12 protein-coding genes are annotated in these 14771 nt (G+C 50.2%); 6 read left to right on the top strand and 6 right to left on the bottom strand.

Going from position 1 to position 14771, the window contains the following annotated elements; genetic code table 11:
- The first annotated feature begins 4 nt into the window (after nt 1-4).
- From B5D50_RS02045 to B5D50_RS02030, 4 genes are all read left to right on the top strand, one after another.
- Nucleotides 5-2017 (top strand): ASKHA domain-containing protein, encoded by a 2013-nt coding sequence (locus B5D50_RS02045; protein WP_078920922.1) that lies wholly within the window; start codon nt 5-7, stop codon nt 2015-2017.
- Nucleotides 2014-4017, top strand: coding sequence for a hydantoinase/oxoprolinase N-terminal domain-containing protein (locus B5D50_RS02040; protein ID WP_078920921.1), 2004 nt, complete (start codon nt 2014-2016; stop codon nt 4015-4017). Before B5D50_RS02045 ends, B5D50_RS02040 begins: the two co-directional genes overlap by 4 nt.
- 2 nt (nt 4018-4019) lie before the next feature.
- Complete coding sequence (locus tag B5D50_RS02035) at nt 4020-4445, top strand: GFA family protein (RefSeq protein ID WP_078920920.1); 426 nt, start codon at nt 4020-4022, stop codon at nt 4443-4445.
- An 87-nt stretch (nt 4446-4532) separates the two neighbouring features.
- On the top strand, nt 4533-5042 hold the full coding sequence (locus tag B5D50_RS02030; RefSeq protein ID WP_078920919.1) for a glycine cleavage system transcriptional repressor: 510 nt from the start codon (nt 4533-4535) through the stop codon (nt 5040-5042).
- A 217-nt stretch (nt 5043-5259) separates the two neighbouring features.
- Here the strand turns inward: B5D50_RS02030 and asd are convergent, their stop codons facing one another.
- Both asd and B5D50_RS02020 read right to left on the bottom strand, forming a co-directional pair.
- Nucleotides 5260-6390 carry an aspartate-semialdehyde dehydrogenase gene (asd, locus tag B5D50_RS02025; protein WP_078921244.1) on the bottom strand — a complete coding sequence of 377 codons (1131 nt, stop codon included), beginning with the start codon at nt 6388-6390 and terminating at the stop codon, nt 5260-5262.
- A 132-nt stretch (nt 6391-6522) separates the two neighbouring features.
- The gene (locus tag B5D50_RS02020; protein WP_234975768.1) at nt 6523-7704 is read right to left on the bottom strand and encodes a M20 aminoacylase family protein; all 1182 of its coding nucleotides are present in this window, start codon (nt 7702-7704) and stop codon (nt 6523-6525) included.
- A gap of 81 nt (nt 7705-7785) precedes the next feature.
- On the opposite strand from B5D50_RS02020, the gene B5D50_RS02015 reads away from it, so the two are divergent.
- Entirely contained in the window at nt 7786-8931 is a 1146-nt protein-coding gene (locus B5D50_RS02015) for a hypothetical protein (protein WP_234975767.1), read from the top strand.
- Here the strand turns inward: B5D50_RS02015 and B5D50_RS02010 are convergent.
- The 4 genes from B5D50_RS02010 to B5D50_RS01995 all read right to left on the bottom strand — a co-directional run bounded on the left by B5D50_RS02010 (nt 8911) and on the right by B5D50_RS01995 (nt 12860).
- Nucleotides 8911-9345, bottom strand: coding sequence for a hypothetical protein (locus tag B5D50_RS02010; RefSeq protein ID WP_143594216.1), 435 nt, complete (start codon nt 9343-9345; stop codon nt 8911-8913). The two genes, B5D50_RS02015 and B5D50_RS02010, sit on opposite strands and share 21 nt — an antisense overlap.
- Before the next feature lies 1 nt (nt 9346).
- Nucleotides 9347-10102: an S-methyl-5'-thioinosine phosphorylase gene (locus B5D50_RS02005; RefSeq protein WP_078920916.1), complete on the bottom strand. Its 756-nt coding sequence runs from the start codon at nt 10100-10102 to the stop codon at nt 9347-9349.
- 44 nt (nt 10103-10146) lie between these two features.
- The gene (gene nagZ / locus B5D50_RS02000) at nt 10147-11166 is read right to left on the bottom strand and encodes a beta-N-acetylhexosaminidase (RefSeq protein ID WP_078920915.1); all 1020 of its coding nucleotides are present in this window, start codon (nt 11164-11166) and stop codon (nt 10147-10149) included.
- 74 nt (nt 11167-11240) lie between these two features.
- The gene (locus tag B5D50_RS01995) at nt 11241-12860 is read right to left on the bottom strand and encodes a GMC family oxidoreductase (protein WP_078920914.1); all 1620 of its coding nucleotides are present in this window, start codon (nt 12858-12860) and stop codon (nt 11241-11243) included.
- A 171-nt stretch (nt 12861-13031) separates the two neighbouring features.
- Between B5D50_RS01995 and B5D50_RS01990 the strand changes: the two genes are divergently transcribed.
- A partial coding sequence (locus B5D50_RS01990; RefSeq protein WP_143594215.1) for an SEFIR domain-containing protein occupies nt 13032-14771 on the top strand: 1740 nt, incomplete at its 3' end.

Genomic DNA, 14771 nt, shown 5'->3' with positions numbered 1-14771 from the left:
AGCTATGAGTACAGCTAAAGTCGTTTTCCTTCCCTCTGGTCGGCGTGGGGAATTTCCTATCGGTACGCCTTTATTACAGGCCGCGCAAAAGCTGGGCGTTGATATTGACTCGATCTGTGGTGGGCGCGGACTGTGTGGGCGTTGCCAAATTATCTGTGCCGAAGGTAGCTTTCCTAAGCATGGCATCACTTCTAGCCTTGAGCATTTGAATGCTTTTACCGCCACGGAGGAGCGCTACAACCAAGAGCGCAAGCCAATGGCGGCAGGGCGGCGTTTAAGTTGCCATACTTATCTGCAAGGCGATGTGGTAATTGATGTGCCACCTGACAGCCAAGTGCATAAGCAGTTGGTGCGCAAAGCCGCTGAGCAGCGCGATATTGTGCTCAATCCGAGTGTGACTTTGCATTATGTGGAGGTCACTGAAGCCGATATGCATGATCCAAAAGGTGATTTGCAGCGTTTGCTAGATGCCTTGGAATTCGAATGGCAGCTCACCGGTCTCAGTTACGAATTTAATTTATTAGCGAATTTGCAAACCGCTTTGCGCCAAGGCCAGTGGGCAGTGACAGCTGCGGTTTATCAAAATAAGCAGATTTTGGCAGTCTGGCCGGGTTTGCGTGAAACAGTTTATGGTGTCGCGATTGATGTCGGCTCGACTACGGTGGCTGCTCATTTATGTGATCTAAGCACGGGGGCAGTGCTTGGTTCAAGTAGTTTGATGAATCCACAAATTCGTTTCGGCGAAGACTTAATGAGCCGTGTTTCCTATGTGATGATGCACCCCGAGGGCGCAGCAGCCCTCACCCAAGCGATCCACGATGGTCTCAATACTGTCCTTGGTCAGCTGTGCCAAGATCAAGCTATTCAACGTGAAGAGATTCTGGAATTGGTGTTGGTTGGTAATCCAATCATGCATCATATTTTCCTTGGGATTAATCCGATTGAATTAGGCGGTGCGCCGTTTGCATTGGCCACTGACGAGTCGGTGAAGATTAAAGCGAGTGAGATGGGTTTGCAGATTCATCCAGCAGGTAGGGTCTATGTACTGCCTTGTATTGCTGGGCATGTCGGCGCGGATGCGGCCGGGGTGGTGCTGGCTGAAGAGCCGCAATTGCAAGAAGAAGTCACTTTATTAGTCGATGTGGGTACCAATGCTGAGATTGTGCTGGGGAATCGTGATCAGCTGTTTGCCTGCTCTAGCCCTACAGGCCCGGCTTTTGAAGGTGCACAGATTAGTCATGGTCAGCGGGCTGCACCGGGAGCGATTGAGCGCGTGCGGATTGATCCACTGACTAAGCAAGCGCGTTTCCGGGTGATCGGTTCTGAGCTTTGGTCTGATCAAGCAGGCTTTGCGGAGGCGGTTGCAGGGCTTGGGGTGAATGGAATTTGTGGCTCGGGGATTATTGAGGTCATTGCTGAAATGTATTTAGCAGCGGTGATCAGCACCGATGGGGTGATTGATGGTCGTCTAGCTGAGCAGTATCCAGAGCTGATTATTCCGAATGGCCGTACTTGGTCGTATGTGGTCTATCGGGATAGTGCAGGGCAGATGATTACCGTCACCCAAAACGATGTACGCCAGATTCAATTAGCTAAAGCCGCTTTATATGCAGGTGTGCGCTTATTGATGGATAAAATGCAGGTTCAGCAAGTGGAACGGATTCGCTTAGCAGGCGCTTTCGGTAGCCATATTGATGTTAAACACGCGATGGTTTTAGGCTTAATTCCAGACTGCCCGTTAGATAAAGTTTCATCAGCAGGGAATGCGGCCGGTACGGGTGCACGAATTGCTTTATTGAATCAAGAGGCTCGCGGCGTGATTGAAACAGTGGTACGGCAAATTACCAAAATTGAAACGGCCGTTGAGCCTAAATTCCAAGAGTATTTTGTTGAAGCAATGGCCTTTCCACATAAAACCGATCCTTTTCCGCATTTATTTGCAGTGGTCGAAAAACCTACTCAGTCAGGTGCAATAGTCGACGATTCCAGTCAGCGGCGGCGTAGGCGCAGAGTATGAGTGCTTTCAATATCGGCATCGACACTGGGGGTACTTATACTGATGCGGTCGTGATGGATACCCGCGAGCGCAAAATGTTAGCTTCCGCCAAAGCACTGACCACGCGAGGTGATTTATCCCTAGGAGTCCTTGAAGCTTTGCAGCGTGTTTTGGCTGCAAGCCGAGGCCAGCTAGATCCACAGCAGATTGGTTTAGTATCCTTATCCACGACTTTGGCAACCAATGCATTAGTCGAAGGTAAAGGCTCAGCGATTGCGGTCATTCTGCTGGGTTTCGATGACACTATGCTTGAGCGCACTGAGCTGAAAACGGCTTTACCCGCTGCTAAAGTGCTGCGGATTGCAGGTGGGCATCAATATGATGGTAGTGAGCTGGCCGCTTTAGATGAAACGAGTTTATTGGCGGAGTTAGAGGTTTTAGCCGATAGTGTTGAGGCTTATGCGGTGGCGGGGGTGTATTCAGTCCGTAATGCGAGCCATGAGCGCCGCGTTCAAGCTTTGATTCAACAGCATACTGGTTGCCCGGTGACAGCCTCTTGTGATTTATCCGAGGCTTTAAATGGTCCACGGCGAGCGCTGACAGCAGCATTTAATGCGCGGATTATTGCGATGATTGTTGCCCTGATTCATGCCGTGCAAACGGCTCTGCAAGCGCATGGCATTCTTGCACCTTTGATGGTGGTCAAGGGGGATGGTTCGCTAGCCACGGCCGCTGCAGTGATGGAAAAACCGATTGAGACGATTTTGTCAGGACCGGCGGCTAGTGTCATCGGTGCAAATTTTATCTCTGGCTTAAAGGATTTCATTATCTCGGATATTGGTGGCACAACGACTGATGTGGCGATAGTGTGCAAGGGTTGGCCTGCTTTAAATGAAAAAGGCGCAAGGGTCGGACTTCATCGGACGATGGTTAAGGCGATTGATATGCGTACCATCGGCTTAGGTGGTGACAGTGAAGTGGCGGTTGACCCCCAAGGCAAGGTATCACTGCAAGCCAATCGCGTTGTGCCCGTGTCTTTGATTGGTGCACGTTGGCCGAGTGTGGCCAAGGCTTTGCAAACGGCACTCTCACAAGGCATGGGTTTGGGGATTGCGACTTTATTCTTATTGCGTCCTGAAGGCTTTGACCCTAGCCAAGACCCATCGGATTTAACCAAGGCTGAAAAAAGTTTATTGGCTGCACTCGGCGAAGAGCCGCTGCCTTGGACGCAGGTCGTTAGTTCGGTGAGTGATCGGCGACGTGTGTTGCGCTTTGTGGAACGGGGCTTAGTCCAGTTGGCAGGTTTCACCCCAAGCGATGCCGCGCATGTCTTAGGCAGACAAGCGCAATGGTCAAAAGAAGTCGCTGAGTTAGCCTGCCTCATGATTGGTCGTTCGTATGGCAAGATTTCTTATAATGAAGCAAAGCGCGAAGCCGAATGCCAAGCCTTTGCGCAAGAAATTTTTGAAGTGATGGTGGCAAAAAGTGTGCATGTCCTTCTCGAATCGTTAGCAGGTTGTAGCTTTGCGGTGAACGATCCTTTAGTGAGCCTAGTGGCGCGTGGACACAGCCGGTTAAATCATTTGCAAGTGAGTTTGCAACCGTCCCTTCCTTTAGTCGCCGTGGGTGGACCTGCGCCAGTATTTTATGGTGAAGTCGGTCAGCGTTTAGGTGTTGAGACGCTGATCCCTACGGGTAGTGAAGTCGCGAATGCGATTGGTGCGGCGATGGGCTTGATTCGGGTACAGGCAGTGGTGAGCGTGGGTTTGCGTGAGCAAGGCGGTTTCACGCTGCATCATGGTAGTGAGCCGCTGATTTTTATAGATGCCTCACAGGCTTTAGCTGAAGCTGAGCGTTTAGCGCGCCAAGCGGCAGAGATCAAGGCTCAACAAATGGCAGGCCAAGTTTTAGAGACTAAACTGCAGATTGAGCGCCTTGATATACCCGGACTCAGCGGAGACCTAGGATTAATTTCAGCCAGTTTAACTGCAGAGTGTTTAGCTCGCCCCTTAGGAGCATAAGTATGACTGAAATCAAACAGGCTATTACGGGCGGTTGTGTTTGTGGCGCAGTGCGTTATCAAGTGAATGGCGCTTTGCGCCCGGTGATTGCTTGCCATTGTGAGCAATGTCGGCGGTTTAGTGGGCATTTTGTTGCCGCGACCGCTACCCGCAAAGTCTATTTTCAATTACTGAAAGCAGAAGGTTTGAAATGGTATAGCTATCAGCCCGGTTTGCGTCAAGGGTTCTGTCAGGTATGTGGTTCAAGCTTATTTTTTGAGGATGAGCAAGGTGAGCGCCTGTCGATTGCTGCTGGGTCGTTAGATCAGCCGCAAGGTTTAAAGCTGGCAGCTCATATTTTTGCGGCGGAAGCCGGGGATTATTATCAGCTTGATGCGACGCTACCGATTTCACAAGATGGTGAGCATAGTGTGCAGTTACCGCTTTAGACACTAGCCTACTAGCCTTAGCTAGCGATTTAATGCTAGTTTGCCTATCTTAAGAGAATAATTATCCCCCTACTCGAGGAGAGACCTATGCACACCACATTGATTCTTACTGTTTTAGGGCCAGATCATCCGGGCTTGGTGCAGGCTTTATCCGAGGTGCTTAATCAGCAGCAAGGTAATTGGACAGAAAGCCGTATGGTGCATTTGGGTGGGCAGTTTGCAGGTTTGCTGCAAGTGGCTTTGCCGCGTGAGCAGGTCGCACATCTAAAAGCGGCTTTAGATCAATTGCAAACCCGTGGCCTACAAGTACTCATTGCAGAAACACTGGAAGCCCCCCCCATCACCGCGACCCTAAATATCGAAGTGTTAGGTTTAGATCGACCCGGCATTATTCGTGACATCACCACTCAATTAGCCAGCCTAAAAGTCAATATTGAAGAGCTGTTTAGCGAGCAGCGCCCTGCGCCAATGTCAGGCGGTACGCTATTTTTTGCAGCGCTGACTTTGAGCTTGCCAGTGGACGTGAGTGCAGAACAAGTACAGACTAAGCTAGAAGAGCTTTCGGATCAGCTGATGGTGGATTTGAATTTTGCTTAGCCAAAACCACGGCTAGCGTTTAATCCATGAGCGTTGGTAATTTTGAAGTGCAAATGCAAGCAGCAGAGAAAGTGATGAAGAAATACCGTGATGCGCTGCGTGAGTTAGCAAAGTGACTGAGATTGGAGAGTAGCTGAGTGAGTCAATCGACCTAGAAAAAGCAAGGCGCAAATTTTAGGTTTACGCCTTGCTTATCAATGAATTTAATTCAGAAAAATTAATGCTGAGTTGTTTTCAAATAATCTAAAGTGATTTTTAGCATCCGCCGGACGGGTTCTGCCGCACCCCAAAGTAGCTGATCCCCCACCGTAAAGGCCGTCACATATTCAGGACCGATATTCATTTTCCGCACCCGCCCGACTGGAATGGTTAAACTCCCAGAAGCTTGTACAGGGGTTAAGCCCGCTAAAGTTGAAGCTTTATCATTCGGAATCAATTTTACCCATTCATTATGATTAGCAATGATGGCTTCGATTTCAGCCAGCGGTAAGTCTTTTTTCAGCTTCAAGGTCACACCTTGCGAATGGCAGCGCATCGCGCCAATCCGCACACATTGACCATCCACGGGAATAACAGCCGCGCCGGACTTGCCTAGGATTTTGTTAGTTTCAGCAATGCCTTTCCATTCTTCTTTGGTCTGGCCATTTTCCCAAGCTTTATCAATCCACGGGATTAAACTACCGGCTAAAGGTGCGCCAAAGTTCTCAGTGGATAGCGTGCCATCATTTAACTTCGCAGTGACTTTGCGATCAATCTCTAAAATGGCTGAGTGCGGATCGGCTAATAAAGCTTGTACTTCACCATTCAACTCGCCCATTTGCGTGAGCAATTCGCGCATATTTTTTGCACCCGCGCCACTGGCTGCTTGGTAAGTCATGGTCGACATCCATTCCACCAAGTCTTGCTCGAATAAACCACCTAAGGCCATCAGCATTAACGACACGGTGCAATTACCACCAACATAGTTTTTAACGCCAGATTTTAAGCCAGCATCAATGACGTGACGATTCACGGGGTCGAGGACAATAATCGCATCCTCTTTCATACGCAAAGTAGAGGCAGCATCAATCCAGTAGCCATTCCAGTTGGTACGTAATTTTTCATACACTTCGGTCGTGTAATCGCCACCTTGGCAGGTGACAATAATGTCCATTTGGCTTAAAGCATCCAGATCAGAGGCATTTAGCAAAGGCTTAGCACCCATCCCGACATCAGGGCCTGCTTGGCCTGCTTGAGAGGTGGTGAAAAATACGGGTTCAAAACCTTGGAAATCTTTTTCGGCCTGCATGCGCTCCATCAGCACGGAACCGACCATGCCACGCCAACCGACAAAACCTACTTTGAGCATTACAAACTCCGTCATTCAAAAAATTGCAGGGTCTCCCTACAGTACGCCCACGAGTGTATCACTCTAACTAGCGGGCTTCATTAACTCTAGTGCCTTTCTAATACCTTGAAAATGGTTAAGTGCTTACGGCTTTTAAGGTAAAGGACTTAAACTTTGTACTAATTTAACCCAATAGGCTGCCCCTAACGGCAGGATCTCATCATTAAAATCGTAATAAGGACTATGCAGAGCAGGGCTTTGTGGTGAGTTGCTATTGCCAATCCAAATATAAGCACCGGGGCGTTCTAATAAAAAGTAAGCAAAATCTTCTGCACCCATACTCGGCTCTGGATTCCAATGGGCTTTATCTGCCCCCACCAAGTTTTTGACGACTTGATAACAGCGTTCAGCTTGGGCGGGATGATTAATCGTCGCTGTTGCACCGTCAAGAAATTTAATTGAAGCTTTGGCATTAAAAGCTGCTGCTGTATATTCGACTAAAGTACGCAAACGGGTATAAATCAGCTCTAAATCCGCTTTATAAAAAGTACGAATCGCGCCGCGTAAGGTCACTGTTTCTGGAATGACATTATAGGCACCACTGCCGCCTTGAATCTGGGTAAGGCTAATCACTCCGCTGTGTACCGGTGAGAGATTACGAGAGATCACCGTTTGTATGGCATTAATCAGTTGTGCGGCAATAATAATCGGATCATTCACCTGATCGGGCATGCCCCCATGCCCCCCTTTGCCGGTAATGCTAATATCAAAACCATTAATCGCGGCCATTACCGGTCCTGAGTGTACCGCAAACTCACCTGCAGGCAAGCCCGGCCAATTATGCATGCCATAGATTTCTTGAATCGGAAAGCGTTTAAATAAGCCATCCTCTAACATGCGCAAAGCCCCACGCTCGCCCTCTTCAGCGGGTTGGAAGATAAAATAAACTGTACCCGCAAACTCGGGATGCTTGGCTAAAGCAGTCGCTGCACCGAGCAACATCGCGGTATGCCCATCATGCCCACAACCATGCATTTGGCCGTGGTGGCAGGAGGCATGCGCGAAATTATTTAATTCTGTCAGTTTGAGTGCATCCATATCAGCACGCAAAGCAAGATGCCGATCCGCTGCTTGTTTGCCTTTGAGGATGCCGACGACCCCTGTTTCGCCAATCCCCGTATGGACTTCAAGACCTAACTGTCTGAGTTGTGCAGCGACTTTTTGGCTGGTGCGATGCTCTTCATAAGCAATTTCGGGGTACTGATGTAAATCACGTCGCCATTCTTGCATATTGCTATGCAGATCCTTGCCGCGCTCTAATAGAGTAGCTAACACCGTTTTTTCTCCGTACTCAGTGGTATGACCGTCTAATATCGTCGTTTTTGTGCTCAATCTTATGAGGTATTGTGAAGCTTTATGAGTTTTAAACCAACCCTTATGCAACTTGCCCATGAAGACAGTTTGCGCCTCAATGTGCTATTTGCCCAGCCGGTGCAAGCAATTCGCTTGAATGAAGCGACTATGACCTTACATGCTTTGACGGCTAAAGGTGAAGCTAAAATCCGCTTGAATCCAACGACTCGTGATGAGCAATATCTACGTTGGCTTCGAGAGTGGTTATCCTTAAAAGTTACGGGTTCGCCCGGTGGTTATCCAGTCTTCCTGCAACGCTGGACACGGACTGGACATGCCCGCAATAACCTTGAGCAAATGCTGTTATTGGGTGAGCCAGAAGCCGTGGTTGCTGTGGTGCATAACCCGGATTTGAGTCATGAAGTGGCGAGCCGCGCTTGGTGGGCTTATCCCTCGGCGGATACTGCGCGGCGGTTATTAGAAAAATCGACAGTCGTGTACGGCTCTTTGGGTCAAGAGTTGGCGAGCTATTTATTGGAATTTTTACCGTTTGAAGAGCAGGCTTTGGATATAGTCGATACCGTGCGTTTATGCCTGCAAGGGGAGCTGATTTCGCAGCTGGAGCGCGAGCAATTATGGAATCGTGCCAAACGCAAAAATCCATTTTATATTGGTTTTCTGCACGCAGAAGCTAAGCAGATACCGCTTAGCTCACCCCCACATCCACAGGCTGCCCAGCTGGAGCTTGCTTTGCAAACCGCTCTTGTGGCGGATAATCCTTTTGCCAAGGCGCTACAGCAAAGCCTCAGCGCCGAGGGGCAAAATTGGCTACAGACATTGCTATTCGCTTTAGAAAAGCCTGCTGACCAAGAAGTGGTGATTTCACTGTTTTGTGCGATCCAGCGACGGTTTAACTTAAAGTTTGCAGAACCTCGTGGGATCGAAGTCAAGTTAGCACTGCAACGCGCAGCGGCTTATTGCCAAGGCATAGGCACACCTCGAGAGTTAGAAACGGTACTTAAGCTCATGCCGACGGAGCAGTCTAGTTATCTATACAATCTGCTCGTCTTAGCGCAATTGGGGGAGGATAGTTTAAATACGGTGTTTGGCGGTAGTGATGCGGTGGGTTCGGTGATGCGTAAGCATTTAGAACCGTTAGTGAAGCCGATCCAGCAGGCAGCCAACGGCTTATTGGGGGTAAACCAATAAGCGCAACCTTCGCCGTAAAATTTGCCGCCGCACAGCATCGAGATTATCGGGCAAAATAATAACTACCCAGCGCTGTCGCTGAGCTTTGAGATGCAAAATGTTCAGCCAAGGATGACTAAAATGCTGAGTCAATTGGGCTGCTTTAAGCGCAGAACCTGAGGTCGCAAGCTCCCAAGCACCTAACTCCCGCCAAATCACTGTTTGCAAAGCCGTCTTGTTCAGCCCAGCATGCCAGCGCCAGCTAGAGTAGCCTGCGATTAAAATCACTAAGACTAGACTGAATTTTTCGAGCAGGCTAAGCGGCATCCAACCGACTAAGCTAGCGACTAAACTATGGCTGAGGACAATAAAGCTGAGCAGCAGGCGTGAGGCTTGCGGCTGGAAAATAAGCTCTGCTTCAAAAGCCTGAGTCACACTAGAGGTCACAACAATTTAGAACTTTGAGTAATTGGCGCAAACGCTCCATACCGACGACCAAGTTTCGGTGAATTTCGCTCATAGTAATTTCGCCGGACGTTTTTCCTGCTGCCCAATTCGCCACCACCGAGCAACTTGCATAGCTTAAGCCTAGTTCTTTTGCTAAGGCCGCTTCGGGCATGGCGGTCATTCCGACTAAATCACAACCATCGCGCTCAAGGCGTAAAATTTCGGCCGCACTTTCTAAACGTGGGCCTTGAGTTGCGGCATAGGTGCCGCCGTCAATCAGGTCAATAGCCGCTTGTTTGCCCGCGTTCAGCAAAGCTTGGCGTAATTTAGGGCAATACGGTTGGGAAAAATCAATATGGGTGACAGATCTTAAGCCTTCATCGAAAAAGGTATGGCTACGTCCATAGGTGTAATCAATAATTTGATTCGGAATCACTAAAGTTTGCGGTGCCATTTGTGGCGTAATCCCACCGACTGCCCCGACCGCGACCACATTGCGTACACCAATACTGTGTAGCGCCCAAATATTGGCACGATAGTTAATCCGATGGGGTGGAATATTATGGGTATAGCCGTGTCGAGCTAAAAATACGATGCGCTGTCCCCCAATCATGCCGTGAGTAATTTGCCCAGAAGGCTCGCCATAAGGCGTATGTACCACCTCACGATGAATCACTTCTAAACCTTCGATGGCAGTGAGGCCCGTGCCGCCAATCACTGCAAATGCAATTTTAGTTTCGCTCATGCCCTGATCCTATCGGTTCTTTGTTAAACTATTGTTAGCAGTGGTTAGGCTAAATGACTAATTTCATCGACAGCCTGCTGCCAATAAGCTTGTTCTAATAAAGCCGAGCGATTCATAAATGGCTGGCCTAACATCCGTGTCAAGCGTTCTGCCGAAGCTGGCGAGGTTTGCAGTTTCACTTGATCCAAAATTTCGATAATACCAGCGCGCTGATTGCAAGCTAAAATCATATCGCACCCAGCTGCGAGGGCTGCTTCAGCACGTTCGGCATAACCGCCGACAACGCCAGCGGCCTCCATACTTAAATCATCACTAAAAATCACCCCGTTAAAGCCTAGTTGCCCTCGCAAAATGGTTTGTAGCCAAATCCTCGAAAACCCGGCTGGTTGGCTATCGACTTGCTCATAAATCACATGGGCAGGCATCACCGCGTTCAAACCCTGTGGTATTAAGCGTGCAAAGGGCAAGACATCAGCTTGCATAATCTGCTCTTGAGTGCGTAGATCGACGGGAATTGCTAAATGTGAATCGGCCTCGACAAAACCATGCCCCGGAAAATGTTTACCTGTGGCGGCCATTCCTGCTGCATGCATCCCGCCGATATAAGCGCCAGCTAATTCGCTAACAATCTCGGGTTCACGGTGAAATGAGCGATCACCGATGACTTGGCTCGGGCCATAGTTCAAATCTAATACCGGAGCAAAGCTAATATCAATATCGACTGCTCGCAGTTCTGCCGCCATCAGCCAACCCAGTCGATAAGCAGCTTGGCGTGCAGCGAGGGGGTCAGTCGCATAGTGTTCGCCTAAGCGTGCCAAGGCAGGTAAAACGGTAAATGACTGGCGAAAACGCTGCACTCGTCCCCCTTCATGATCCACGGCTAATAAGAGTGGGCGCTGGGCTGCCATGCGTACTCGCTTGACTAATGCGGTCAGTTGTTGAATGGACTCATAATTACGAGTAAAAAAAATCACGCCACCAATCGCAGGATGCGCTAATAAATCCACTTCTTCAGCGGTTAGAGTGGTGCTGGTTAAATCCAGCATTAAATTGCCAATCGGCATGAGCCATGCTCCTATTTTAAGCTTATTTTCTGAGCCAAGCAGTTTAACCCGATCTTGCTTAGGATGCTGCTGCTTTAAGCACCCAGTCGGTCTTGCAAGATCATGGTCGCTGCCTTTGCCGCTAGCATAATCGTCGGTGAGCTGGTATTGCCAGAGGTAATCGTGGGCATGATGGAGGCATCGACTACTCGTAAGCCTTGTACGCCACGTACTTGTAAACGGCTATCGGTGACGGCCAGTGGGTCAGTGGCTGCTCCCATTTTGCAGGTACCGACGGGGTGAAAAATTGTTGTGCCAATCTTACCAGCGGCTATCGCTAATTCTTCCTCTGTTTGATAGTCAATACCGGGCAAATACTCTTCGGGCTGGTAGGGCTGTAAAGCGGCTTGGCGTACAATACGGCGGGTAAGCTGCAGTGCTTTGGCGGCTTTGAGGCGATCAGCTTCAGTGCTTAAATAGCAAGGCGCAATTAAGGGCGCATGCTGTGGATGGGCATCCGCAATCTTTACCCAACCGCGTGATTCGGGGCGCAAATCACAGACACTGGCAGTGAAAGCCGGGAACTCATGTAAAGGCTCACCGAATTTATCCAAAGACAATGGCTGCACATGATATTCCAAATCCGGGGTAGCAACTGAGGCATCCGAACGGGCAAATAAACCCAGTTGACTGGGAGCCATCGTCAAGGGGCCTTTACGTAAAAAAGCGTATTCCAAGCCCATTTTGATTTTGCCGTGCCAAGTATTGGCGATCTGATTCAGGGTTTGAATCCCCTGTACTTTATAGATGCTACGTAATTGCAAATGATCCTGTAGATTTGCACCCACGCCCGGGGCATGGACGCGCACGGGGATACCTTTTGTTTTTAAGAAATCGGCTTCACCAATACCTGAGCGCTGTAAAATAGCAGGTGAGCCGATCGAACCCGCCGCGAGGATTGTTTCTAAGCGACTCTTGGCTTGGCAAATTTCGCCATTCAAATAAAATTGGATGCCGATTGCACGCCGCTCCTCAAACATTACTTGGTCGCTGAGTGCTGCGGTGACAAGGGTTAGATTACGCCGACTCCGAATCGGATTTAAGAAGCCGCGCACCGAACTCCAGCGTGTACCGAATTTCTGATTGACTTCAAATTGGCTGACACCTTCATTATGGCCGGTATTAAAGTCAGTAGTATTAGGAATCCCAGCTTGGGTTGCTGCTTCAGCGAAGCGCTCTAAAATCTCCCACGACAAGCGCTGTTTTTCAACCCGCCATTCACCATCCGCGCCATGATATTCGCTTGCACCTTGCCAGTAATGTTCGACGGCTTTAAAGCTCGTTAACACCTGCTGCCAAGACCAGTTTGAGTCTCCGGTGAGCCTTGCCCATTCATCATAATCGCGTGCTTGTCCGCGTAAATACAGCATGGCATTGATCAGGGTACTCCCGCCTAAGCCTTTACCACGTGCATAAAGAATCGAACGCCCATTGAGGCCGGGTTCTGCTTGAGTTTGATAGCACCAGTCCGTCCGAGGGTTGTTAATACAGAAGAGATAACCCACTGGGATTTTTGTCCAGATCCAACGCTCATCATTACCTGCTTCGAGCAATAAAACCGTGATAGCTGGATTAGCCGTCAAGCGATTAGCAAGTACACAACCGGCTGCACCGCCTCCGGCAATAATATAATCGAAGCTACCAAAGTCGCGCATAATGGGTTTCTCGTCATTTGATGGTAGCAGGAGTGTAGCCAAACTCTACACAGAGCAAAACTCTGTTTGCTGATATTTTGTGAGATGGGTTGGTTTTAGGGTTAGCTTAGGAGAAACTGAGTGGCTAAGATATGATTAAATTTTGTCAAACAGCACTCTAGGCTGGCTCACATGGCGAAGGTTACTAAGGTTTTCATCAGCTACAGCCACGATTCCGACTTGCACCGCGATTTTGTGCGCGGCATATCTGACCGTTTGCGCACAGATGGGCTGGAGTGCCTGCTTGACCAATACATCAACGGCTTTCCACCGGAAGGTTGGCAATGCTGGATGGAAAACCAGATCGAAGCGGCTGATTTCGTGCTGCTGGTTTGCACCGAAACCTATTTGCGGCGCTATCGCAAGCAGGAAACGGAGGGCGGACGTGGCGTGACATTTGAAGGCGTGGTCATCTCGCAAACGCTGTACGACCACTATTACCGCAACAGCAAGTTCATCCCGATGATTCCGACACATGGCAGTCTGGAGCATGTACCGCTAACGCTAAAATCTTATTCGACGTACTGTCTACCCGGTGATTACGACAAGTTGTACCGTGTGTTGACGGGGCAAGCTGAATACATTGCGCCGCCGTTGGGAGAACTCCGTTCCATGCAAGCCGCGAATGGACACGCGCCAATTCTTATCCACACCGACCGCCTCCCCACCGTTAAAGGCGGTTTCTTCGGTCGTATTGCCGAACTTCAATTGCTTAATGATGCTTGGTCTGGCAACACTACCCGCATCATCCAATTCATCGCCCCCGGCGGCACAGGCAAGACCAAGCTGCTACGCCACTGGCTGAACCACACCGCCAATATTCCTGTACTGTTTGAGTGGTCTTTCTATGCCCAAGGTTCTAGCGAAGACAAGCAGACTTCCGCCACGCCGTTTTTCAGCCATGCGTTTGCCAAGCTGGGATCGACCCGCGAACGGTTTGCGTCGGAGGAGGACAAGGGCGACCACCTCGCCGAGTTGCTGCGCGGCAAACGCTACGTGCTGGTGCTGGATGGGCTGGAGCCGCTGCAACATGGCGGCGCGGCCGTGCGCGGCGAACTCAAGGACAAGGCCATTCGCCAGTTGCTGCGCCAGCTTGCCCGCCATCCGTGCGGTTTGTGCATTATCACCACGCGGATTGCGCTGCATGAACTCAGTGACCGCGACGCGCCCACCGTCATCCGCCACGATTTGCAAAACCTGACGGCGGCGGATGGCATCCAGTTGCTGCAATCGCTGGGGGTTAAGGGCAGTGCGGCGGAACTGGGCAAGGCGGTGCGCGAATACGGCGGTCATGCGCTGGCGTTGAGTTTGCTGGGGAATGTGTTGCGGCTGCGGCATCAGGGCGATGTACGCAAGCGCGATACGCTCAAGGCACTGGTCAAAGCAACGGGCAACCGCGACAGCCGCCACGCCTTCAAGGTGATGCAGGCTTACGCGGAATGGTTTGCGGGCGAGCCGGAACTGGCGTTGCTGCACTTGTTGGGGCTGTTCGACCACCCCATCGGGCAAGACGTGCTGCAAATGCTGTGGGATGCGCAGATTCCGCACCTGACCGCAGGCATTGATGAAGATGAATGGCTGGAAGCCATCGCCAGTTTGCGCGAAGAGCACCACCTGTTGTCACAGCATGACAGCGGCGGCGACCTCGACTGCCACCCGCTGATCCGCGAATACTTCGGCGGGCAACTGCAAACCCAGCAGCCGCAAGTGTGGCAGCAGGCGCATGAACGGCTGTACGAATACTACAAAGCCCTACCGGAGAAAGAGTTTCCCGATACGCTGGAAGAAATGCAGCCGTTGTTTAGTGCGGTGGCGCATGGGTGTGCGGCGGGGTTGCATCAGCAGGCGTTGGATGAGGTTTATTGGCCTCGT

The organism is Thiothrix eikelboomii, from assembly GCF_900167255.1.
In the GTDB taxonomy this organism is placed as follows: Bacteria; Pseudomonadota; Gammaproteobacteria; order Thiotrichales; family Thiotrichaceae; genus Thiolinea; species Thiolinea eikelboomii.
Note: the sequence above shows the minus strand (reverse complement) of the source record. Positions and strands in the feature narration are given on the sequence as shown.